Genomic DNA, 21,189 nt, shown 5'->3' on the forward strand with positions numbered 1-21,189 from the left:
GCCGCGCACCGGCGTGCGGCCGCGCCCGGGCAGCCGGTGACGCTCTTCTCGACGTCCTCGATCATCACGTCGACCGCGTCGAGCAGCTCGTCCACGACCGCCCGGTCGGCCACCAGCGGCGGCGAGATCATCAGCATCGTCGCGCCCCGGTCGTCCGGGCGCAGGATGACCCCGGTCTTCCTGAACGCCTGCGGGAGGACCTCGCGCAGCACCTTCTGCGCCTGCTCCGGGGTCAGCTCACGCCCCGTGCCGCGGTCGGCGGTCAGCTCCACCGCGTAGAAGAAGCCCATGCCCCGCACGTCCTTGACGACAGGGTGACGCCGCTTGATCTCGTCGAGCCCGGCGCGCAGTCCGGGTCCGAGCGTGGTGACGTTGTCGAGGACCTTCTCGTCCCGCATCGCGGAGATGTTGGCGACCGCGACCGCCGTGGACACCGGGTGGCCGCCCCAGGTAGCCCCATGGGTGAACGTACCGCCGCCAGGAGCCTCGTAGAGGCCGCGGACCAGCGGCTCACGGGCGATCATCCCGCCGAGCGGTGCGTAACCGGATGTGGAGCCCTTGGCGAAGGTGATCATGTCCGGCACCACCCCGAAGTAGCCGCTGCCGAACCAGTGGCCCAGCCGCCCGAAGGAGCAGATGACCTCGTCGGCGACGAGCAGCACCCCGTACCGGTCGCAGATCCTGCGCAGTTCGCGCCAGTAGCCGTCCGGCGGGACCAGGGCGCCCCGGCCGTTCTGCACCGGTTCGGCGAAGACGGCCGCGACCGTCTCGGGGCCCTCCTCAAGGATGGCGGCCTCGATCGCGCGCACGCACTCCAGCTCGTCGGCCGGACCGCAGTCGCCGGTGTGGCCAAGGGTGTTGGGCACATGCCGGACGCCGGGCAGCAGCGGCAGGAACGGATCGCGGATCTTGGGAAGCCCCGTGACGGACAGGGCGCCGAGGGTGACACCGTGGTACGACATATCGCGGCTGATGATCTTCGTACGCTCGGTGTGGCCCTGACTGCGGTGGTACTGCCGGGCGAACTTGATCGCCGTCTCCACCGCCTCCGAACCGGAGTTGACGAACCAGGTGACGTCCAGATCGCCCGGGGCCAGCTCCGCGATCAGACTGGCGGCTTCCACGGCCGGCGGGTGGGCCGCGCCCCAGTTGGTCGAGTAGGCCAGCGTCTCCATCTGCCGGGTGGCCGCCGCGACGATGTCCCCCCGGCTGTGCCCCATGTTCACGCAGAACAGGCCGGCGAGGCCGTCGAGAAAGCGCCGGCCCTGCTCGTCGTACAGATAGCATCCCTCGCCGCGGACGAAGACCGGCAGCTCGTCGCTCTGCCAGACGTCCTGGCGGGTGAAGTGCTGGCCGAGATGGCGCTGCGCCCTGGCGCGGAAGGCGGACTCGGTGGTCACGATGGGGCTCCCCTCTGGCCCGGCGGCTGCCGGGCGGATGGTGTGCGGTGGTGTGGGCCGGGTGTGCGGGTGACCGCCGGTGCGGGCGGTGCCTGCGGATGGCGCTACTTTCGAAACACGCCCTAGACGAGCGCCTGGGCGGCGTCGACGTACTTGAGGCCGTGCGCCTCGGCGACCGGGCGGTAAGTGACCTGGCCGCCCACGATGTTGATGCCGCGTCCGATGGCGGCGTCCGAATCGGCGGCCGCGGCCAGCCCGTTCCTCGCGATGTTCAGGATGTACGGAAGAGTGACGTTGGTCAGCGCGTAGGTGGAGGTGTTCGGCACCGCGCCGGGCATGTTCGCGACGCAGTAGAAGACCGAGTCGTGCACGCGGTAGACCGGGTCGGCGTGGGTGGTCGCACGCGAGTCCTCGAAGCAGCCGCCCTGGTCGATGGCGATGTCGACGAGGACCGAGCCGGGCTTCATACGCGAGACGAGCTCGTTGGAGACCAGCCGCGGCGCCCTGGCACCCGGCACCAGCACCGCGCCGATGACGAGATCGGCCTCCAGCACCGCGGCCTCGACCTCGTACGCGTTGGAGGCGACGGTGGTGATCCGGCCCCCGTACATCCGGTCCGCGGCCCGCAGCTTGTCGATGTTCTTGTCGAGCAGCACCACATCGGCCCACATACCGGTGGCCACCGCCACCGCGTTCATCCCCGACACCCCGGCGCCGATCACGACGACCTTGGCGGGCCTCGTCCCCGAGACACCCCCCATGAGCACACCGCGACCGCCCGCGGCCCGGGTGAGGTGGTGGGCGCCGGCCTGCGGCGCCAGCCGTCCGGCCACCTCGGACATCGGGAAGAGCAGCGGCAGCGAGCCGTCGACCGCCTGGACCGTCTCGTACGCGACCCCGGTGATCCCGGACTCCAGCATCGCGTCGGTGCACTCCCGCGATGCCGCCAGATGCAGATAGGTGAAGAGCGTCTGGTCGGCGCGCATGCGGTGGTACTCCTCCGCCACGGGCTCCTTCACCTTCAGTACCAGCCCCGACTCCGCCCAGACGTCGTCGGCGGCAGGCACGATCGTGGCACCGGCCCGGACGTAGTCGGCGTCCGTGATCGAGGAGCCGGCACCGGCGTCCTTCTCGATCCGCACGGTGTGGCCGGCCCTGACCAGCTCATGGACGCCGGGGGGAGTGATGGCCACCCGGTACTCGTGGTTCTTGACCTCGCGCGGAATCCCGATCTTCACGACGATTTCCCCTCGGTGGTGCGGGGCGCCGCCGGTCCGTGCCGGCGCGCTGGAGCCGTACCGGGGCTGAGCCCGGAAACGGCCGACCCGCAGAGCGGACGGGTGCCCCGCGGGGCACACCGTGCTGAGTACGCCACCAGAGTGCCGACCGGGCTGGCCCAGGGGAAAGCACCAGATCCGCGCGGTCCGACAGGTCCAGGCCGGAACCGGCAATCCCGCCGTCTCACCCGGTCCGACCTCTGGAGTAAAGGCCGTTGTACGGCTACGCTCCCGGTCAGCTGGTACCCCCGGGCGGCGCGGATGCGGCCTGCCGGATGGGGACAGCCGAGTACCGCGCCGGGGGCCCGGCCCCGTGGGCCCGCGCGGGCCATGTCATCCGCGAGAGGCGCATATGCCACGTACATTGATCGAGATCGACCGGACATCGGGGGAGCCGCTCTACCGGCAGATCCGCAAAGCGCTCGAACACGGCATCGCCGTCGGCACCATCGACGCGGAGCGGAGACTGCCCTCGTCACGGGAGCTGGCCCGGGAGCTGAGCCTCTCCCGCAACACCGTGAACGCGGCCTACCAGGAGCTGGTGGCCGAGGGGTTCGTGGAGAGCCGCGAACGGCAGGGGATCTTCGTCAACCGCGAGATGCGCCCCTACTGCGCGGTGGAGGAACGCCCGCCGGCCGAGCGCTTCGACTGGGGGGCGCGGCTGCGCGGCCACCCCGAGGACCGGCTGCCCCACATCGAGAAACTCCCCGACTGGGCCGACTATCCGTACCCCTTCCTCGCCGGACAGGTGGATCTGCGGGCCTTCCCCGCCCGCGACTGGTCGAGAGCGCTCAACGAGGCGCTCTACCAGCCGCACGCGCAGTACAGCCTCCAGGACAGCATCGCGGCGGACGATCCGCTCCTGGTCGACATGCTCTGCCGCCAACTGCTGCCCGCACGCGGCGTTGAGGCCACCCCGGACGAGGTCCTGGTCACCGTGGGCTCCCAGCAGGGTCTCGACCTGCTGAGCCGGGCCCTGCTGGGCACCGGCTCCACCGTGGCGGTGGAGGACCCCGGCTATCTGGACGCCCGCCACATCTTCGTACGGGCCGGCGCCCGGCTGCTCCCGCTGCCGGTCACCTCCGCCGGGGTGGTCCCGCCGGCCGGCCTGGCCGGGGTGGACCTGCTCCATGTGACACCGTCCCACCACCATCCGACCAACGTCACGCTGAGCATCGGGCGGCGCAGGGAACTGCTCTCACTGGTACGGGAGAGCGGCACGGTCATCGTGGAGGACGACTACGACAGCGAGTTCCGCTACCAGGGCAGTCCGACACCGGCGCTGAAGGGTCTCGACAGCACGGGACAGGTCGTCTATCTGGGCACGTTCTCGAAGTTCCTGGCGCCGGGACTGCGTATGGGATACGTGGTGGCGTCCCGTGAACTCATCAGAGAGCTGCGCGACTTGCGGCGCTACTCCGTACGTCATCCCTCCGGGCACATCCAGCGCGCCCTCGCGCTGCTCATCCAGTCCGGCGAGTACCACCGGGCCGTACGCCGCTACCGGGGGCAGCTGATGCGCAAGTGGGAGGCGGTCACCGCAGCCGTCAACACCCATCTGCCCTGGCACACCACGCCGTCGCCGGGCGGCGTGAGCCTGTGGATGACCGGGCCCGCCGAACTCGACTGCCGCAGACTGGTGGAGCTGGCACAGCGGCGCGGGGTGCTCATCGAACGCGGCGACATCTACTTCCTCTCGGGGCAGCCTCCGCTGAACCACTTCCGGATCGGCTTCGCGGCCCCGCAGGTGCGCGCGATCGATCCGGGCATCAGCATTCTGGGCGGGCTGGTGGGGAAGATGCTGGCGGCGGGATAGGGCCAGGTCCGGTTCACGGACCCGGCCCGCCCAGCCGCTCAGCCCGTCAGCTTCTCAGCCGATCAGGCCGAGGATCTCCCGGAACACCGCGTTGTCCGGGCCCCGTGAGAGGTCCAGGACCATTGAACGTCGGTAGTACGGGCTCAGATCGAGTCCCAGTCCCACCCCGTGGATCTCGACCGCGCCGGACTGCTCGTACCGCGCCACCACATCGGTGAGGTGCCGGTCGAGGAAGCGGGGGCCGTTGGCGAGCTGGGTCGCGGTGTCCATGGGGCCGCCGTCCGACAGCACGAACAGCAGCCGCCGGCTCCCGGGCCCGCGGTCGGCCGCCGTGCCCTGCGCGCGGCGGGCGGCCCACGCCACCGCCTCACCGTCGACGCCCTCACGGAAGAGCTCCGGTCTGAGCAGCGCGGCGATGTCCCGGCGGGCGGTGCGCCACGGGGTCCCGGCGTCCTTGAAGACCAGATGGCACTGCTCGTTGAGCCGCCCCGGGCGGGCCGGCCGGCCCGCCCGCAGCCAGTCGCGCCGGGCCCGGCCGCCGTTCCAGGCCCCGGTGGTGAAGCCCAGGATCTCGCACTCGGCCCCGGCCCGGTCCAGCGCCCGCGCGAAGACATCGACCAGCAGCGCGAGCGCTTCACCGTGCTCCTTCATGGAGCCCGAGCAGTCGATCAGGAACGTCACTCTCGCATCCGTCGCCGGTTCGGTCCGCTCGGCCCTGAACACCCGCCGCTCGGTGGGGGAGCCGATCAGCCGGGCCAGCATCCGCCCGTCGATGTACCCCTCCTCCTGGCCGCCGTCCCAGCCCCGGGGTGCGGGTGAGGCGAGCCGGGCGGTCAACTCCCTGGTGATACGGGACAGGTTGACGCCCTGCGCGGCGATCCGGCGGTCGAGCCGTTCGCGGTATCCGGTGAGGGCCGCGGGTCGCACCAGCGTGCCCGCCCGCCGCTGCCGGTCGTAGGCGGTGGTGAAGACGCGGTAGCTGTCCCCGTCGCCGGTGTCCGTCCCGTGGAGCGCGGTGGCGCTGCCCGCCGGGCCGTCGTCGTCGAACTCCGTCAGCAGGGTGAACCCGTTGCGCGCGGGAGCGGGCCGTACATCGGCGTCGCGCTCCTTACGGCCCCGGCGGGCGGCCGCAGCGGCGGAGTCGGTCATCCCCGCCACGGTGTGCGCGATCGCCAGCGCGTGCACGGCGAACCGGGCCTGGTCACCGCGGTCCCTGCGCAGCCCGGCCAGCTCATGGCCGATCAACGGGGCCAGGGCGCCGCGCGTGGTCTCGATGGCGTCCTCGGTCTCCTCGACGACCGGGCGCCCGGTGATCCTGGCCCGGCACATCTGCGCGACCGTGTGGAGGAGGAGACCGCTCGCCGTCTCGGTCAGCCCCGAGTGGTGGAAGGCGAGCGACCACTGCTCGTGGCGGTGCTGGAGGTTCTCCGCCACCCCGGGCAGATGCGCGGGCGCCAGCGATTCGGTCCGGAACTGCTCCAGCATCCCGAAGACCAGCCGGGCCGTCCGTCCGTCCGGGCGCAGCCGCCGGTGCAGCTCCTGGTCGGAGTGGGCCAGCCGCAGCGCCAGGCCGTCCGCGGCGCCCCGGAAGGAGCCGAAGTCGTCCTGCGCGGAGGGGTGGAGGTGGGGTGCGAAGACCGGGAGCGCCTGCCGCCCGCGATAGGGGCGCCCGCCCCGGAAGTGCAGCTCCGGGATGCCGCTGAGCGCGCGGACGGCCGCCCCGCAGAGCTCCTGGACCTGCTGCTGACGACGGACCGCGGCCCGGGTGGTGCCGTCCATGTCAGGCGCCCCGGACCGGCTCGCCGGCCAGTCCGCCGTGACCGGACACCCGGCCGGGCTCCCCGGCTTCCCGGCCGAAGCAGCGCTGGAAGTACTCGCCCACGACCGGGCGTTCGTCCTCGTCGCAGCGGTTGAGGAAGGACAGCCGGAAGGCGGCGGCGCAGTCGCCGAAGATCTCGGTGTTCTCCGCCCAGGTGATGACCGTACGGGGTGACATCAGCGTCGACAGATCGCCCGCGCGGAACCCCTCGCGGGTCAGCGCGGCGACCGCCACCATCGCGGTCACCAGCTCGCGCCCCGCCTCGTCGGCGAAGGCAGGGACCCGGGCCCGTACGATCGCGGCCTCCTCTTCGGCGGGCAGGTAGTCGAGGGCGGCCACGATGTTCCAGCGGTCCAGCTGGGCGTGGTTGAGACGCTGTGCCCCGTGGTAGAGCCCGTTGAGATTGCCGAGTCCCACGGTGTTCGCTGTGGCGAAGAGCCGGAACTGCGGGTGCGGGCGGAGCACCGTGTTCTGGTCGAGCAGGGTGAACCTGCCCTCGCGCTCCAGCAGACGCTGGATGACGAACATGACGTCCGGGCGCCCGGCGTCGTACTCGTCGAGGATCAGGGCGACCGGCCTGCGCAGTGCCCAGGGGACGATCCCTTCCTGGAAGGCGGTCACCTGGCGGCCTTCGCGCAGCACCACCGCGTCCTTGCCGACGAGGTCGAGCCGGCTGAGATGGCCGTCCAGATTGACACGTACACAGGGCCAGTTGAGCCGGGCGGCCACCTGCTCGACATGGGTGGACTTGCCGGTGCCGTGCAGCCCCTGGACCAGCACCCGCCGGTTGTGGGTGAAACCTGCCAGCAGCGCCAGGGTCACATCGGGATTGAACCGGTAGGCGGGGTCGGTCTCGGGCACATGCTCGGAGGGTTCGGCGAACGCGGGGACGGTGAGGGCCGATTCGATGCCGAACACGTCCTTCACGGCCAGCCTGACGTCCGGTCCGGACTCCGGGAGGGCGGACTCGTACTCCGCCGCGCCGTCGGTGCGTCCCGCGGTCGCGGTACAGGTCGTCATGGGGAAGTTTCCCTTCGTCAGGGGGAGTCGGCGCCGCCGTCCGGGGTTCCCTCCGCCTCGATGCGGCTGATCGCCGCTGCGGCGCGCTGGAGCGCGGGCAGGACCTGCAGGGCCTTGTCGGCGGTGAGCCGTACGGCGGGGGCCTGTACGGCGACGCACATGTTGGAACGGGCGCCCGTGGTCGGCACGAGGACCGCCACACACACCAGGCCGGGCAGGAACTCCTCGTCGTCCAGCGAGAACCCGTCGCGGCGTACGCGCCGGAACTCCTCCTCCAGAGTGTCGAGATCGGTCACTGTGTTGGGGGTGCACCGCTTGAGCGGTGCGTGGGCGAGCAGCTTGCGCCGCTGCGCGGGGAGCATCTGGGAGAGGATCATCTTGCCGCTGGCCGAGCAGTGGGCGGGCACCCGGGAACCTGCGGTCAGATAGAAGCGCAGCGGCTCGGGGGTCTCGACCCGGTCGAGATAGACGACCTCGTTGCCCGAGAGCGTGGTGATGTTGCAGCTCTCGCCCAGCTCGCCCACCAGATGGCGCAGCACCGCATGGCGTGCGCCGTGGTGGGTGGCGTTGAGGAGCAGGTTCTCGGCGAGCCGCCGCAGCCTCGATCCGGTGCCGTAGTGCCTGCCGTCGCTCTGGCGGACGAGCAGGCCCGCGCTCTCCAGCTGCTGCAGCATGCGGTGCAGGGTCGGTTTGGGCATGCCGGTCTCCTCGACCAGGCCCTGGAGCGAGACCAACTGGTCCTTGGAAGCGATCAGTTCGAGCAGTGCGAAGAGCCGCATGGTCGGCGTATCGCCGTTCAGCGCGGCGGGGTCGGATGCGCGTGACAGGTCCACGGTAGCTCCAGGTCGATCCAGATTCCGGAAACTAGCGTAACAGGTATCGATTTTCGGAACTCACCGTTGACGGAGTGGGGGAGGGCTCCTATGGTCCACTCAGATCCTGATTTCAGGAACGCCACGTACCGATTCTTTATGAGATCCGGTGTGCTGAAGGAGTGGAACCATGAGCGAGAACCCCGCGGACCCCAGCCGTACCGTCGCGGCAGGCCCGCAGCGGATGACCCCGTCGGAGGCCTTCGTCGAGACGCTGGTGGCCAATGACGTCACCGATATCTTCGGCATCATGGGCTCGGCGTTCATGGACGCCATGGACATCTTCGCGCCGGCCGGCATCCGTCTGGTGCCCGTCGTCCACGAGCAGGGCGCCGCCCACATGGCCGACGGATACGCGCGGGTCAGCGGCCGGCACGGGGTCGTCATCGGCCAGAACGGGCCCGGTATCAGCAACTGCGTCACCGCCATCGCCGCCGCGTACTGGGCCCACAGTCCCGTCGTCATGGTGACCCCGGAGACCGGCACCATGGGCATGGGCCTGGGCGGCTTCCAGGAGGCCAACCAGCTGCCGATGTTCCAGGAGTTCACCAAGTACCAGGCCCATGTGAACAACCCGAACCGGATGGCCGAGTTCACCGGCCGCGCCTTCGACCGGGCCATGTCGGAGATCGGCCCGACCCAGCTGAACATCCCGCGCGACTACTTCTACGGCGACATCACCGCCGAGATCCCGAAGCCGAACCGGCTCGACCGCGGCGCGGGCGGCGAGAAGAGCCTCAACGAGGCGGCCGAACTGCTCGCCACCGCCGAGTTCCCGGTCATCATCTCCGGCGGCGGCGTCGTGATGGCCGACGGAGTCGACGCCTGCAAGGCGCTCGCGGAGCGGCTCGGCGCCCCGGTGGTCAACAGCTATCTGCACAACGACTCGTTCCCGGCGAGCCACCCGCAGTGGTGCGGACCGCTGGGCTACCAGGGCTCCAAGGCCGCGATGAAACTGATCGCGAAGGCCGATGTGGTGGTCGCGCTGGGCTCCCGCCTCGGCCCGTTCGGCACCCTGCCCCAGCACGGCATGGACTACTGGCCGAAGAACGCGAAGATCATCCAGATCGACGCCGACCACAAGATGCTCGGCCTGGTCAAGAAGATCACCGTCGGCATCTGCGGCGACGCCAGGGACGCCGCGGCCGCCCTCACCGAACGGCTCGCCGGCCGCACCCTGGACTGCGACGCCACCCGCGAGCAGCGTGCCGCCGTCATGAAGGCCGAGCAGGACGCCTGGGAAGAGGAACTCAGCGCCTGGACGCACGAGAAGGACCCCTTCAGCCTCGACATGATCGCCGAGCAGGAGGAAGAGGAGGGCGACTGGCTGCACCCCCGCGAGGTGCTGCGGGAGCTGGAGCGCGCCATGCCGCCGCGCGTCATGGTCTCCACCGACATCGGTAACATCAACTCCGTCGCCAACAGCTACCTCCGCTTCGAGGAGCCCCGCTCCTTCTTCGCACCGATGAGCTTCGGCAACTGCGGCTACGCCCTGCCGACCATCATCGGGGCCAAGGCCGCGGCCATGGACCGCCCGGCCGTCTCCTACGCGGGCGACGGAGCCTGGGGCATGAGCATGGGCGAGATCATGACCGCCGTACGGCACGACATCCCCGTCACCGCCGTCGTCTTCCACAACCGCCAGTGGGGCGCGGAGAAGAAGAACCAGGTCGACTTCTACAACCGGCGCTTCGTCGCCGGGGAGCTGGAGAGCGAGAGCTTCGCCGGCATCGCCCGGGCCATGGGCGCGGACGGCATCGTCGTGGAGAAGCTCTCCGACGTCGGCCCGGCCCTGCAGAAGGCCGTCGACGCCCAGATGAACGAGGGCAGGACCACCGTCATCGAGATCATGTGCACCCGTGAGCTGGGCGACCCGTTCCGCCGCGACGCGCTGTCCAAGCCGGTGCGCTACCTGGAGAAGTACCAGGACTACGTCTGAGCGACCCGGACCGCCCCCGCGCTCGCACCGCGGGGCCGGCCGAGACCGCGGGGGTCCCGGACCCGGCTGCCCTGCCCGGCACCGGGGCCCCCGCGCCCGGCACGGGGCCGGGTGTGCCGCGCGCGCCCCTCATGCGCACGGCGCACCCGGCCCCGTCGCACTCCCGATCGCACCGCCCACGCCAAGGGAAGCACCCCCATGCTCATCGACCCGCTCGCCCCGGCGCGGCCCCCCGCGGGACCGGCCGGTGCCGCCGTGCAGCACCTTCTCGACACCTGGGCGGAACGGCTGCGGCCCGCCTCCAGGCGGCCCCGCGTCGCCCTCGCCGAGGGGACCGACCCGCGGGCGCTCTGGGCCGCGGTCCACCTCGCCGAACAGCACGCCATCACCCCGGTCCTGGTCGGCGACCCGGCCCGCATCCACGCCCGCGCGGCCGAACTCGGGCTGAAGCTGCCCGACGACCCCGACCGGCTCGACCTGCTCGACCCCGCGGCGCTCGCCGCCGACGACCACTGCGCCGGCACCCTCGCGGACGCGCTGTCCGCCCGGCGCAGTCTTACGCCCGGCGTACGGCGCGAGCTGGCCGCCGACCCGCTCTTCCTCACCGCGACGGCGCTGCGCCTGGGAAAGATCGACGCGTGCGTCGCCGGCAGCAACCGCCCCACGGCGGACGTCCTGCGGGCCGGGCTCTACGTCGTCGGTCTCGCGCCCGGCATCCGTACCCTCTCCAGCAGCTTCCTGATGGTGATGCCCGACGGCCGCCTCATCGGCTACGGGGACTGCGCGGTCGTCGTCGACCCGACCAGCAGGGAACTCGCCGACATCGCCCTGGCCACCGCGGCCACCCACCACGCCCTGACCGGTGAGCCGTCCCGGGTGGCCCTGCTCTCCTTCAGTACCAAGGGAAGCGCCTCACATCCGCAGGTGGACCGGGTCCGCGAGGCCCTGAGCCTGGTCCGTGCCGCGGCACCCGGACTCGCCGTCGACGGCGAGCTGCAGTACGACGCGGCGGCCGTCCCGGCGATCGGCCGCTCGAAGGCGCCCGCGTCGGAGCTGGCTGGCCGGGCCAACACCTTCGTCTTCCCCGGCCTCGCCGCGGGCAACATCGGCTACAAGATCGCCCAGTGGGCCGGCGGCGCCGCCGCGGTCGGCCCACTGCTCCAGGGCCTCGCCGCACCCCTGCACGACCTCTCGCGCGGCTGCACAGGACCGGACATCGCGGCCCTCGCCCTGGCGGCCGGACTACAGACGGACAGCGTCCCCAGCACCCCAGCACCGGAGGAAGCACCGTGCCCGTGACACCCCCGACCCCTGCCCCCGCGACATCCCCGGCCACCGCGCCCGGAGCCGTTCCCCGGGCCGCCCACCGCGCCGGGTCACCCGAGGGAATCCGCCTCGCGGTGCTGGACCTGGCCGGTACGACGGTGACCGACGCGGGCGCAGTGGAGGACGCCTTCGTCCAGGCCCTGTGCCAGATGGACGTGCCGGAGGGCAGCGCGTCCCACGCGCGCATGATGGAGCATGTCCGCGCCACCATGGGGGAGTCCAAGATCTCCGTGTTCCGGCATCTCTTCGGCGACGGGGAGGCGGCGGAGCGGGCCAACGACCTCTTCGAGCGCGCCTACGCGGAACTCGTCGCCGCCGGCCGGTGCAGGCCGATCCCGGGCGCACGCGAGACGATCGAGGCCCTCCGCGCCTCCGGCGTCGCCGTCGTCCTCAACACCGGCTTCTCGCCCCGGACCCGGGACAGCCTGCTGGCCTCGCTCGGCTGGGCGGACCTCGCCGACGCGGTGCTCTCGCCCGCCGACGCGGGCCGTGGACGCCCGTACCCCGACATGGTGCTCACCGCGCTCCTGCGCACCGGGACTCCCTCCGTCCACCACACCGTGGTCGTCGGCGACACTCCGTACGACATCGAGGCAGGTCTGCGCGCCGGAGCGGGGCTCGTGGTCGCCGTGCTGACCGGGGCCCACACGGAACCCCAGCTGCGCGCCGCCGGCGCGCACTACGTCGTCGACTCCGTCCGCCGCCTGCCGGACGTACTGCGCGGGTAGCCGAGTCCCGGCCGGGCCCCGGACGGGCACCCCCCTGGGGTGCCCGGCCCCCCGCCCCAGGCCCCGTACAACCTTCGTACCGGGTCGCGCCCTACCGCTGCTTGGCCACCCGCAGCAGGTGGAGCGCCGGTTCCGGCAGTTCACGGCCCTTGGGCCAGACCGCGTGCAGGATCCGGTGCAGCCGGACGGACGGGTCGATCTCGACCTCGACGAGGCGCCCCGAGGCCACGTCCTCGCGCACGGCGAGGGCGGAGAGCACCGCGGGGGCCAGACCCCGTGCGGCGGCGCTGCGCAGCGGGGCGGTGGAGCCGAGTTCGAGTACCGGTACGGCGATTCCGTCGTACGGGCGCAGCGCCCGCTCCAGCGTCTCCCGGGTGCCCGAGCCCGCCTCCCGCAGCAGCAGCGGGGTGTCGGACAGCTCCCGGCCGGTCAGGGCGCTGCGCCGGTGAGTCCACGTATGGCCGGGCGCCACCACGACGGCGAGCCGGTCCCGGCCCACCGCCGAGCGGTGCAGGTCCTCGGGGACCCGGGGCCCCTCGACGAACCCCAGATCGCAGCCCCCGCGGCGCAGTGCCTCGACCACACCCCAGCTGTTGGTCACGGTCAGCCCCACATGGGCGTCCGGTGCGCTGTCCCGCAGGGTGACCAGCCAGCCCGGCATGAGCTCCTCGGCGATGGTCAGGCTGGCGGCGACATGCAGCCGGCTGTCCTGCCGGGAGCGCAGCGCCGCGGCGCCCTCGACCAGGGCCGCGGCCTGTTCGAGCACCGCGCGGGCCCAGTCCGTCACCACCGCCCCGGCCGGCGTGAGCCGGGACCCGGCGGTGGAGCGGTCCAGGAGGTGGAGCCCGAGATGGCGCTCCAGCGTCCGCATCCGCGCGCTCGCCGACGGCTGGCTGATGAGCATCCGGGCCGCCGCTCTGCCCAGGCTGCCGGTCTCCGCCACGGTCACCAGCAACTGCAGCGACTGCAGATCGGGCAGCGGCCGCTGCCCGCCGTCCTGGGTCTCGCCGCGCTCACTCACCGGTGCCGCCTCCCTCTCGTACCGCGCACGCCGTCCGTACGGCCTGGGCTGTGGGGGGCGCACCCGGGACCCCGCCTGCCGTCCGTACGCCCTGCGCCGTGGTGCCGCACCCGCCGTCCGGCGCGCCCGTGTGGCGTCCTTCGCGCGGTGCGGCCCTCATAGGAAAACCTTCATAGGGGAACCCTATGGCCTGGTCCCGGATTCGCGTCTACCGGGCCCGGCGGATCCCCCACACGCTGGTGATCATGACATTGAGTACGGAACGCACCCCGTCACCGTCCCCCGGCCGACAGCCGGCGAAGCCGTCACCCGGCGGCGGCGCGTCCGCCCCGGGACCGGTGAGCCGCAACGCTCCCGGGCTCGCTCTCGCCGTCGTCGGACTCGGCATCGCCGAGGGCGTGCACGCCCTGCTGCCCGGCGTGCCGATGCTGACGGCCGCCGTGGTGCTCGGGGTCGTCGCGGCGCACATCCCGGGGGTGCACGCGTTCGTACGGGGCCGGGGCCGGGCCGGACTCTCGACGGCCGGCAAGCGGCTGATGCGGGGCGGCATCGTGCTGCTCGGACTCAAGCTCAGCATCGGAGATGTCCTCGGCCTCGGCTGGGCGACGGTGACCATGGTGCTCGCCGTGGTCCTCGCGACCTTCTTCGGGACCTGGTGGCTGGGCCGGAAGATGGGCCTGCCCGGTGACCAGCCGCTGCTGATCGCCACCGGATACTCGATCTGCGGTGCCTCCGCCATCAGCGCCGTCAGCGGGGCGCTCGGCAAGGACGAGGACGACGAGAAGCTGGCGGCCGACGTGGCGACCTCGGTCGCGCTGGTCACCCTGTGCGGGACCCTCGCCATCGCGGTCCTGCCTCTGCTGCACCACCCGCTCGGCCTGGACAACCTCCAGTTCGGCCGCTGGGTCGGCGCCGGTGTCCACGATGTCGGCCAGGTCGTGGCCACCGCGCAGACCGCGGGGCCGACCGCGCTCGGCGAGGCCGTGATGGTCAAGCTGATCCGGGTGGCGATGCTCGCACCGCTGGTCGCCGCGGTGGCGGTGGCCCACCGGAGGCGCCGCGCCCATGAGGCGGCCGGCGGCGAGCAGGCGACGGGTGCCCGCCGCCCCGCCGTGGTGCCGCTGTTCGTGGTCGGCTTCCTGGCGATGACGGCGCTGCGCAGCACGGGCATCCTGCCCACCGGAGTGCTCGACGCAGCCGACACCGCACAGCAGCTCCTGCTGGCCATGGCGCTCTTCGGCCTCGGCAGCGCCGTACATCTGCCGTCGCTCGCCCGCTCCGGTGCCAGGACGGCCGCGCTCGGCCTGGCCTCCTGGGTGGTCATCGCCTCGGTGAGCTACGCGGGCGTCCTGCTCACCACCTGACCGCGGACACCGGGGCCGCCGCCGCGCGGCCCCCTTGAGGCGGAACCCCCTTGAGGCGGAGCCCCCTCGAAGCGGAACCGCAAAGGCAGCACACCCCGGGGGGGGGCCCCAACGGGGGGGGCCCCCCCGGGGGGGGGGGGGGGCGGGGGGGTCAGCCCCCGGGCGCAGCTGGGACCCCCGCCGGGGTGTCGCGGGTGCCGGGGTCTCAGGCCCGGGTCCGCTGCTGCTCCGCCTGCGGGGCGGCCGGAGCACCGGGCAGTTCCGCCGCCAGGTGGTCCCGGACACCGTCCGGGTCCGTCAGCCTGTTGAGCCGCGCCGGCACATCGAAGCCGACCAGCAGGACGACCAGGACCGTGCCCGCGAAGGTCAGTACGGCGAGTGCCCTGCCCAGCGGCATCCCCGAAGCCAGATGTGCGCCGAGCACCGGGGCCACCGCGCCGCCGAGCGCCCCGACGTTGTAGGTGAAGCCGAGCGCCGCCGCACGGCTCTCGGTCGGGAAGTGGCCGCCGATGTAACGCGGCAGCAGCCCGGAGATCCCGAAACTGAGGGCCTGCAGCACGAACAGCAGCCCGCCGAGCAGCAGCAGGTTGTCATGGACCGCGAACACCGGGAAGACGAAGACCATCGACGCCAGCAGCGTGAACGCGTACGCCTTCCTGGTGCCGATCCAGTCACCCACGAACCCGGCGAGCCAGCAGCCGGCCATCGTGCCGAACCCGGCGAAGAACAGGGCATCACTGACCTGGTCCGGCGAGTAGCCCAGATCCGTCTTGAGATACGTCGGCAGCAGCGCCTGGATGGGCCAGGTGTAGAGGAAGGCGAAGAAGACGGTCACGATCATGGACACATACAGCAGCCAGCTGCGCCGGCCGCCCAGCTGCACCGCGAGGGCGAGCAGACTGACCCCCGCCAGCACCGAGAGGAGCGGGACGAGCCCCGCGCCGGTCGGGGTGAAGACGGCGAACAGGGTGACGGTCGCGATCACCACCAGCACCGTGTTGACCGTGGCCAGGACCGGCGTGGCGAAGAGCGGGCGGAACGGATTCGGCTTCGCGGTCCGCTCCTTGACCGACTCGCTCCACTCCGGGGCCTCGGGCAGGGCGCGCCGCAGCCACAGGGCGACCACGATGGGCACCAGGCCGATGTAGAACATCCAGCGCCAGCCCAGGGCCGGCACGATCCACTTGTACGCCTGGGCTGCCAGCACCGACCCCATGGAGAAGCCGGAGATCAGGAAGCCGCTCGCCCGATTGCGCAGCCGCGCCGGCCAGCTCTCCATGGCGTACGTGGCGCTCGCACTGTACTCACCGGCCATGCCCATGCCGATCGCCAGACGTGCGACGAACAGGCTGGTGTAGTCCCACGACAGACCGCAGGCGAAGGTGCCGAGCGAGTAGAGCAGGATGCTCACGACCATCGACAGCTTGCGCCCGTACCGGTCGCCGAGCGCGCCCAGCACGGCCCCGCCGAGCCAGCGGGTGATGAACGCGGCCGAGACCAGACTGGCGGCCTGCACCGTGCTCAGATGGAAGTCGTCGCTGATCTCGGTGAGGACCAGGGTGATCACGACGAAGTCGAAACCGTCCAGGACATAGCCGATCCAGGCGGCGAAGAACGACTTCCACTGGGTGCGGGATACCTCGCGGTACCAGGGGAGCGTGGCTTGGGTCTTGTTGTGCACGGTGCCTCCAGAATGCCGGACGGACTCGGCGTTGAGCCGACGGGCAGGCGGTGATGCGCTATCGCTTGGCCAGTTCCGAGACGAACGTGGCGGTCAGGGCGGTGGGCGCGGTGATGGCAGTGCCGACGACGACGCTGTGGGCACCGTGCGCGAGTGCCGCGGCAGCCTCGTGCGGATCGCGGATGCGGCCCTCGGCGACGACCGGGACATCCACCGCGCCCGCGAGGGCTGCGACCAGGTCCAGGTCGGGGCCGTCCTGGCGCGGGGAGCCGGGAACATAGCCGGAGAGGGTGGTCGACACCAGGTCCGCGCCTTCGGCGGCGGCGGTGACGCCCTCTTCGAGGGTGGAGACGTCCGCCATCACCAGGGCGCCCGCGGTGTGCACCGCTTCGGTCAGCTCCGCGAAGGTGCTGCCGTCGGGGCGGGGCCTGGCGGTGGCGTCGGCCGCGACCACATCGGCCCCCGCCGCCACGAGTGCCAGGGCGTGCCGGACGGTCGGCGTGATGTACACACCGGTGTCGCCGTCCTTCCACAGTCCGATCAGCGGGAGGGCCACGGCCTCCCGGATCGCCGCCACCACATCGGGCTCGTTGGCGCGTACGGCGGCGGCCCCGCCCGCGGCGGCGGCCCTCGCCAGCCGGACCAGGGTGCCGGTCTCCCGCATCGGGTCGCCGGGAGGGGCCTGGCAGGACACGATGAGCCGGCCCCGGAGCGCATCGGCCAGTGCTGCGGACCGCGTACGGAGAGAGGTGCCGGACGGCGTGGTGGGCGGTGTGCTCACAGGAGGGCTCCCGGTCTGTGCAGAGGGACGGTGGTGGTCAGGGCGGCGGCGCCGATCACCGCGGCGTCGGCGCCGTACAGGGGTGCGACGGGCCGCAGCCGGCGCAGTGGCGGCATCAGCTCGCCGGTGAAGGCGTCCGTCAGGGCGTCCCAGTAGAGCGGGCCGATCCCCGGTACACCGCCGCCGACGACGACCCGGTCGGGCCCCAGTGTGTTGGCGAGGCCGCCGAGTGCCCGGCCCATTGCCCGGGCGCCCGTGGTGATGGCGCGTACGGCGCTGCTGTCGCCCGCCGACGCCCGCTCGGCGACGGACTGGAGCCGGCCGGCCGGCTGCCCGCCGAGCCGCTCGTACAGTGCGGTGATCCCGGGCCCGGACGCGACCGCTTCGAGGTGCCCCGCGCCGCCGCAGGTGCAGTCGAGTCCGGCCGCATCGGGGCTCGGCAGATGCCCCAGATGGCCCGCGATGCCGGCGGCGCCGTGCAGCATCCGCCCGTCGCAGGCGAGCGCGCCGCCGACCCCGGTCCCGACAGCCGCGAACAGCAGCGACGCACGCGCGCCGCCGGTCGCTGCCAGCTCGGGTCCGGCGGTGGCGCGTACGTCGTTGTCACAGGCGACCGGAAGTCCGGTGAGCTCCGCGAGCCGGGCCCCCAGGGCGGTGCCCGCCCAGCCGCGGATCGTGTCGGTGGCGCTGGTGACGGTGCCCGAACGGGGGTCCACCACACCGGCCGCCGCCACACCGACCGCCGTCGCGCCGCGGTCGACGGCGCGGGCGGCGAGGCGCAGCGCGCCGAGTACGGCATCGGCGCCGTCGGCCGCCGGGGTCGCCAGGGTGTGCCGGGCGAGCACCGACCCGTCCGGCCCGACCAGGGCGGCGGCGATCTTCGTGCCGCCCAGGTCGAGCCCGATGACGGGGCCCGCCGGGAGCGGATCTCTGTACGCCGTCGTCATCGGGCCGGGGTCAGCCCGGCCGCACGCAGCCGCGCGGCGATGAGCTCGACGGATGAAGCGCTGAGCTGGATCTGCGGGAACGCGGTGTCGCCGCAGTCGATGACACCGAGGAGCCGCAGAGCGCCCTTGAAGGAGCCGAGCGCCGACGAACTGCGCCCCATCTCCGCCTCGGGGCCCACGTCCACGATGCCGAAGAGCGAGACGAGCCGCTCCTGCTCTTCGGCGGCCAGGCTCCAGTCACCGGCACGGGCCGCCTCGTAGAGCCGTACATAGGCCGCGGGGTCGACGTTGCCGATGCCGGGGACGACGCCGTCGGCACCGGCCAGCAGCGCGGCGTCGACGGTGAGTTCGGAGCCCGTGAGGACGCTGAAGCGGGGGACGGGGCCCTGGCTCCGGCCGTCCCGGCCGCCGAGTTCGACGAGCAGCCGCCGCAGCCCGCCCTCGTCACCGCTGCTGTCCTTGAGCCCGGCCAGGGTTCCGTCCTCGGCCAGTTCGCGTACGAGGGATGCGGAGAGCTTGCTGTGCACCGAGACCGGGAGGTCGTAAGCGAACAGCGGCAGGTCGACGCTCGCCCGGATGCGCCGGAAGTGGCCGGCGATCTCCCGGGGGTGGGTGCGGGTGTAGAAGGGCGCCGTGGCGACGAGTGCGTCCGCGCCGAGCCGGGCCGCGGTCCGTGCGTGGTCGACGACCCGGGCGGTGGTGGTGTCGATGACACCGGCGAGCACGGGGACCCGGCCGGCGGCGGCACGGACCACGGTCTCCAGGACGGTCGCGCGCTGCGCGTCGGTGAGATAGGCGACCTCGCTGGTCGACCCCAGCGCGAACAGGCCGTGCACCCCTCCGCCGATCAGATGCCCGACCAGCCGGGAGAGCGAGTCGGTGTCGATCTCCCCGTTGGCGTCGAGCGGGGTGCAGACGGGCGGTACGACCCCGCGAAGGGGGGCGGTCAGTGCCATGGGGCTTACTCCTGGTGCGCATGGGGGCCGGAGAGTTCTCAAGTTCCTCTCCCTGACATGAGACATCAGATGTCCTATGTCTTGCGGTTAGAATAGCCCTCACCTGGTGCACGTCGTCAAAGTGACCCCCGTCACATTCCAGGCCCCGGAAAGGAGCCCCCGTGGCCCGCAGTACCGCGTCCGAGGACGTCCAGGCCGGTATCCGCCGACTGATCCTGGACCGCGGACTGTCACCCGGCAGCCCGCTCCCCACGGAGGCCGAGCTGACCGGACTCTTCGGCGTCGGCCGGGTCACGGTCCGCGAGGCGCTCAAGGCGCTGCAAGCGCTGCGGGTCGTGGAGATACGCCGCGGCTCCGGCACCTTCGTGGGCACGCTCTCGCCGGCCCCGCTGGTCGAGGGCCTCGCCTTCCGTGCCGCCGTACGCCACCGCAACGGCGAGCCGGGCCTCTACGAACTCATGCGGGTGCGCGAGGCGCTGGAGGCCGGGCTGATCGACAGTGTCGCGGCGTCCGTACCTCATGAGGATCTGGCGGTTCTGCGGGCGATCGTGGCGGACATGGAGGCCGAGGCCGCGCAGGGACGGATCGTCCGCTCAACGGACCGTGCCTTCCATCTCGTGCTGTACCGGTCCCTCGGCAACCATCTGCTCAGCGAAGTGCTCGACGCCTTCTGGGCCGCCCTCGACCAGGTGCGCGACGACACCGGCGACGGCCACCAGGACCCGGCGGCCACGCTCGCCCAGCACCGCGAGATCGTCGACGCCATCGCGGCGGGCGACGGTCCGCGCGCCTGCGCGGCCATGCGTACCCACTTCGACGGCATCAGGGAGCGGCTCGCGGTGCCCGGCGCGACGGACTGAGGCTCGGGCCGTGGCCGATGCGTGGCCCCCTGCCTGCCGCTGTGCGGCCCCGTGTCCCGGATTACGGGAAGAGCGCCACACCCACCATGATCAGCACGATGATGCCGATGACGATGGCCGCACTGGTCCAGGTCCCCCGGTGCCGCATCGGCTCCCTCGGGCCGCCGCCTCGCGGCCGGTCCTCCGGAAGCACGGGGTGGTCGGGCCTGTCCCGCGCGTAGAACTCCTTGTCCTGCAACGTAGTCATGGGAAGCCTCCCGTCATGACCTTCACCCTCCAGTCTAGGTTCGGCCCGCCCCGGCCGCGGAGCCCGATGGGGGGCGTACGGGCCATGACGGCGGCAGGGCGGGGGAGAGGGATGCCCCGGCCCGCAGCCCGAAGCCGGTGGCTCCCGGGGAGATCATCGGGAGGGCCATGGCGTCTATGCTCGCCGCAGGCCGTTCGGCCACCGGAGCGGAGCACAGGGCGCAACAGCGAGAAGCGAAAAGGGCGGTAGGGGATGAGCGAGCAGGACGACCGGGACGCGCTGCAGGGCAACCGGGCGAACTCGGCGCGGGTGTACGACTACATCCTCGGCGGCAAGGACCACTACGAGGTGGACCGGGTGGCCGCCGAGGCATCGCTCCTCGCCTGGCCGGGGCTGCGGACGAGCATGCTGGCGAACCGGGCGACGATGCGGCGGATGGCCCACTGGCTGGCCGCGGAGGCCGGGATACGCCAGTTCCTGGACATCGGTACGGGCATCCCGACCGAACCCAATCTGCACCAGGTCGTCCAGCGGCCGACCCCGGAAGCACGCATCGTCTACGTGGACAACGACCCGATCGTCCTCGCCCACGCCGACGCACTGATGCGCAGTGCCCCCGAGGGCCGGACCTCGTACATCCAGTCGGACATGACCGCCCCGGAGACGCTCCTCGCCGACCCCGCCCTGCACGAGACGCTCGATCTGGACGAGCCGGTCGGGCTGACGGTCATCGCGATGCTCCAGTTCGTGAAGGACGCACAGGGTCTCATCGAGACGCTGATGGAGCCGCTGGCATCCGGCAGCTATCTCGCGGTCACCCTCGCCACCGGCGACCTCGCCCCCGAGTCGGGGGCGCTGGCGCGCGAGTACACCGAGCGCGGCATCCCCATGTATCTGCGGACCCGCACCGAGGTAGAAGCCCTGTTCGCCGGGCTCGACCTGGTGGAGCCGGGCGTGGTGCCGATGACGTCATGGCGGCCCGACGCCGGTGACGTGGTGCCGCCCGAGAACGGGACGAACATGTACGCGGGCGTGGCCCGCAAGCCCTGACCCCGGTCGAGCCGCTCCCACCCGCCGCCCCCGCCGCAGGGGGCCCCCCCCCAACCCACCCACAACCACCAAAAACCCCAGGCCA

Annotated in this window: 18 protein-coding genes; 7 read left to right on the top strand and 11 right to left on the bottom strand. The window is 72.3% G+C overall.

Annotation, left to right across the window (positions count from 1 at the left end):
* Positions 1 to 1,400, bottom strand: a 1,400-nt coding sequence (locus tag ACFXBC_RS19475; RefSeq protein WP_385025435.1) for an aspartate aminotransferase family protein, incomplete at its 3' end; no start/stop codon positions are given.
* 122 nt (positions 1,401 to 1,522) lie between these two features.
* Positions 1,523 to 2,638 carry an alanine dehydrogenase gene (gene ald / locus ACFXBC_RS19480; RefSeq protein WP_385025438.1) on the bottom strand — a complete coding sequence of 372 codons (1,116 nt, stop codon included), beginning with the start codon at positions 2,636 to 2,638 and terminating at the stop codon, positions 1,523 to 1,525.
* A 391-nt stretch (positions 2,639 to 3,029) separates the two neighbouring features.
* Here ald and ACFXBC_RS19485 point away from each other — a divergent pair, with 391 nt between their 5' ends.
* Positions 3,030 to 4,493, top strand: a complete 1,464-nt coding sequence (locus tag ACFXBC_RS19485) for a PLP-dependent aminotransferase family protein (protein WP_385025441.1) — start codon at positions 3,030 to 3,032, stop codon at positions 4,491 to 4,493.
* Positions 4,494 to 4,547: 54 nt separating this feature from the next.
* On the opposite strand, the gene ACFXBC_RS19490 is transcribed toward ACFXBC_RS19485, so the two are convergent.
* The 3 genes from ACFXBC_RS19490 to ACFXBC_RS19500 are packed head-to-tail and all read right to left on the bottom strand — an operon-like array spanning position 4,548 to position 8,165.
* A complete protein-coding gene (locus ACFXBC_RS19490) occupies positions 4,548 to 6,272 on the bottom strand; it encodes a cobalt chelatase (protein WP_385025444.1) in 1,725 nt (574 codons plus the stop codon).
* Between the two features lies 1 nt (position 6,273).
* On the bottom strand, positions 6,274 to 7,332 hold the full coding sequence (locus tag ACFXBC_RS19495) for an AAA family ATPase (protein ID WP_385025447.1): 1,059 nt from the start codon (positions 7,330 to 7,332) through the stop codon (positions 6,274 to 6,276).
* A gap of 17 nt (positions 7,333 to 7,349) precedes the next feature.
* Positions 7,350 to 8,165, bottom strand: a complete 816-nt coding sequence (locus tag ACFXBC_RS19500; RefSeq protein ID WP_385025450.1) for an IclR family transcriptional regulator — start codon at positions 8,163 to 8,165, stop codon at positions 7,350 to 7,352.
* Positions 8,166 to 8,334: 169 nt separating this feature from the next.
* Between ACFXBC_RS19500 and xsc the strand changes: the two genes are divergently transcribed.
* The 3 genes from xsc (at position 8,335) to ACFXBC_RS19515 (ending at position 12,197) form a co-directional block, all read left to right on the top strand.
* Positions 8,335 to 10,143 carry a sulfoacetaldehyde acetyltransferase gene (gene xsc / locus ACFXBC_RS19505; RefSeq protein WP_385025453.1) on the top strand — a complete coding sequence of 603 codons (1,809 nt, stop codon included), beginning with the start codon at positions 8,335 to 8,337 and terminating at the stop codon, positions 10,141 to 10,143.
* 198 nt (positions 10,144 to 10,341) lie between these two features.
* Positions 10,342 to 11,442: a phosphate acyltransferase gene (locus ACFXBC_RS19510; RefSeq protein WP_385025456.1), complete on the top strand. Its 1,101-nt coding sequence runs from the start codon at positions 10,342 to 10,344 to the stop codon at positions 11,440 to 11,442.
* Positions 11,439 to 12,197 carry a phosphonatase-like hydrolase gene (locus ACFXBC_RS19515; RefSeq protein ID WP_385025572.1) on the top strand — a complete coding sequence of 253 codons (759 nt, stop codon included), beginning with the start codon at positions 11,439 to 11,441 and terminating at the stop codon, positions 12,195 to 12,197. Before ACFXBC_RS19510 ends, ACFXBC_RS19515 begins: the two co-directional genes overlap by 4 nt.
* A 91-nt stretch (positions 12,198 to 12,288) precedes the next feature.
* Here the strand turns inward: ACFXBC_RS19515 and ACFXBC_RS19520 are convergent, their stop codons facing one another.
* Positions 12,289 to 13,218: a LysR family transcriptional regulator gene (locus ACFXBC_RS19520; RefSeq protein WP_385025459.1), complete on the bottom strand. Its 930-nt coding sequence runs from the start codon at positions 13,216 to 13,218 to the stop codon at positions 12,289 to 12,291.
* Positions 13,219 to 13,463: 245 nt separating this feature from the next.
* Between ACFXBC_RS19520 and ACFXBC_RS19525 the strand changes: the two genes are divergently transcribed.
* Entirely contained in the window at positions 13,464 to 14,582 is a 1,119-nt protein-coding gene (locus ACFXBC_RS19525; protein ID WP_385025462.1) for a YeiH family protein, read from the top strand.
* 205 nt (positions 14,583 to 14,787) lie between these two features.
* On the opposite strand, the gene ACFXBC_RS19530 is transcribed toward ACFXBC_RS19525, so the two are convergent.
* From ACFXBC_RS19530 to ACFXBC_RS19545, 4 genes are read right to left on the bottom strand one after another with little or no spacing between them, the layout of a single operon-like run.
* Positions 14,788 to 16,263 carry a sialate:H+ symport family MFS transporter gene (locus tag ACFXBC_RS19530; protein ID WP_385025465.1) on the bottom strand — a complete coding sequence of 492 codons (1,476 nt, stop codon included), beginning with the start codon at positions 16,261 to 16,263 and terminating at the stop codon, positions 14,788 to 14,790.
* Positions 16,264 to 16,321: 58 nt separating this feature from the next.
* Entirely contained in the window at positions 16,322 to 17,044 is a 723-nt protein-coding gene (locus tag ACFXBC_RS19535; protein ID WP_385025468.1) for an N-acetylmannosamine-6-phosphate 2-epimerase, read from the bottom strand.
* The gene (locus ACFXBC_RS19540) at positions 17,041 to 17,991 is read right to left on the bottom strand and encodes an ROK family protein (protein ID WP_385025471.1); all 951 of its coding nucleotides are present in this window, start codon (positions 17,989 to 17,991) and stop codon (positions 17,041 to 17,043) included. Before ACFXBC_RS19540 ends, ACFXBC_RS19535 begins: the two co-directional genes overlap by 4 nt.
* The gene (locus ACFXBC_RS19545; RefSeq protein ID WP_385025473.1) at positions 17,988 to 18,947 is read right to left on the bottom strand and encodes a dihydrodipicolinate synthase family protein; all 960 of its coding nucleotides are present in this window, start codon (positions 18,945 to 18,947) and stop codon (positions 17,988 to 17,990) included. Before ACFXBC_RS19545 ends, ACFXBC_RS19540 begins: the two co-directional genes overlap by 4 nt.
* Positions 18,948 to 19,108: 161 nt before the next feature.
* Between ACFXBC_RS19545 and ACFXBC_RS19550 the strand changes: the two genes are divergently transcribed.
* On the top strand, positions 19,109 to 19,807 hold the full coding sequence (locus ACFXBC_RS19550; RefSeq protein ID WP_385025476.1) for a FadR/GntR family transcriptional regulator: 699 nt from the start codon (positions 19,109 to 19,111) through the stop codon (positions 19,805 to 19,807).
* Positions 19,808 to 19,868: 61 nt separating this feature from the next.
* Here ACFXBC_RS19550 and ACFXBC_RS19555 read toward each other — a convergent pair whose 3' ends face one another.
* Positions 19,869 to 20,054, bottom strand: a complete 186-nt coding sequence (locus tag ACFXBC_RS19555; RefSeq protein ID WP_385025479.1) for a hypothetical protein — start codon at positions 20,052 to 20,054, stop codon at positions 19,869 to 19,871.
* A 252-nt stretch (positions 20,055 to 20,306) separates the two neighbouring features.
* Here ACFXBC_RS19555 and ACFXBC_RS19560 point away from each other — a divergent pair, with 252 nt between their 5' ends.
* Complete coding sequence (locus ACFXBC_RS19560) at positions 20,307 to 21,104, top strand: SAM-dependent methyltransferase (RefSeq protein WP_385025483.1); 798 nt, start codon at positions 20,307 to 20,309, stop codon at positions 21,102 to 21,104.
* The last annotated feature ends 85 nt before the right edge of the window (positions 21,105 to 21,189 follow it).

The organism is Streptomyces sp. NPDC059398 (assembly GCF_042751845.1).
Lineage (GTDB): Bacteria > Actinomycetota > Actinomycetes > Streptomycetales > Streptomycetaceae > Streptomyces.

What these genes read in the sequence shown, in the direction of transcription:
- ACFXBC_RS19540 (WP_385025471.1), bottom strand. Translation starts at nt 17,991, where the DNA reads ATGACGACGGCGTACAGAGATCCGCTCCCGGCGGGCCCCGTCATCGGG.
- xsc (WP_385025453.1), top strand. Translation starts at nt 8,335, where the DNA reads ATGAGCGAGAACCCCGCGGACCCCAGCCGTACCGTCGCGGCAGGCCCG.
- ACFXBC_RS19485 (WP_385025441.1), top strand. Translation starts at nt 3,030, where the DNA reads ATGCCACGTACATTGATCGAGATCGACCGGACATCGGGGGAGCCGCTC.
- ACFXBC_RS19560 (WP_385025483.1), top strand. Translation starts at nt 20,307, where the DNA reads ATGAGCGAGCAGGACGACCGGGACGCGCTGCAGGGCAACCGGGCGAAC.
- ACFXBC_RS19545 (WP_385025473.1), bottom strand. Translation starts at nt 18,947, where the DNA reads ATGGCACTGACCGCCCCCCTTCGCGGGGTCGTACCGCCCGTCTGCACC.
- ACFXBC_RS19510 (WP_385025456.1), top strand. Translation starts at nt 10,342, where the DNA reads ATGCTCATCGACCCGCTCGCCCCGGCGCGGCCCCCCGCGGGACCGGCC.
- ACFXBC_RS19495 (WP_385025447.1), bottom strand. Translation starts at nt 7,332, where the DNA reads ATGACGACCTGTACCGCGACCGCGGGACGCACCGACGGCGCGGCGGAG.
- ACFXBC_RS19490 (WP_385025444.1), bottom strand. Translation starts at nt 6,272, where the DNA reads ATGGACGGCACCACCCGGGCCGCGGTCCGTCGTCAGCAGCAGGTCCAG.
- ACFXBC_RS19525 (WP_385025462.1), top strand. Translation starts at nt 13,464, where the DNA reads ATGACATTGAGTACGGAACGCACCCCGTCACCGTCCCCCGGCCGACAG.
- ACFXBC_RS19555 (WP_385025479.1), bottom strand. Translation starts at nt 20,054, where the DNA reads ATGACTACGTTGCAGGACAAGGAGTTCTACGCGCGGGACAGGCCCGAC.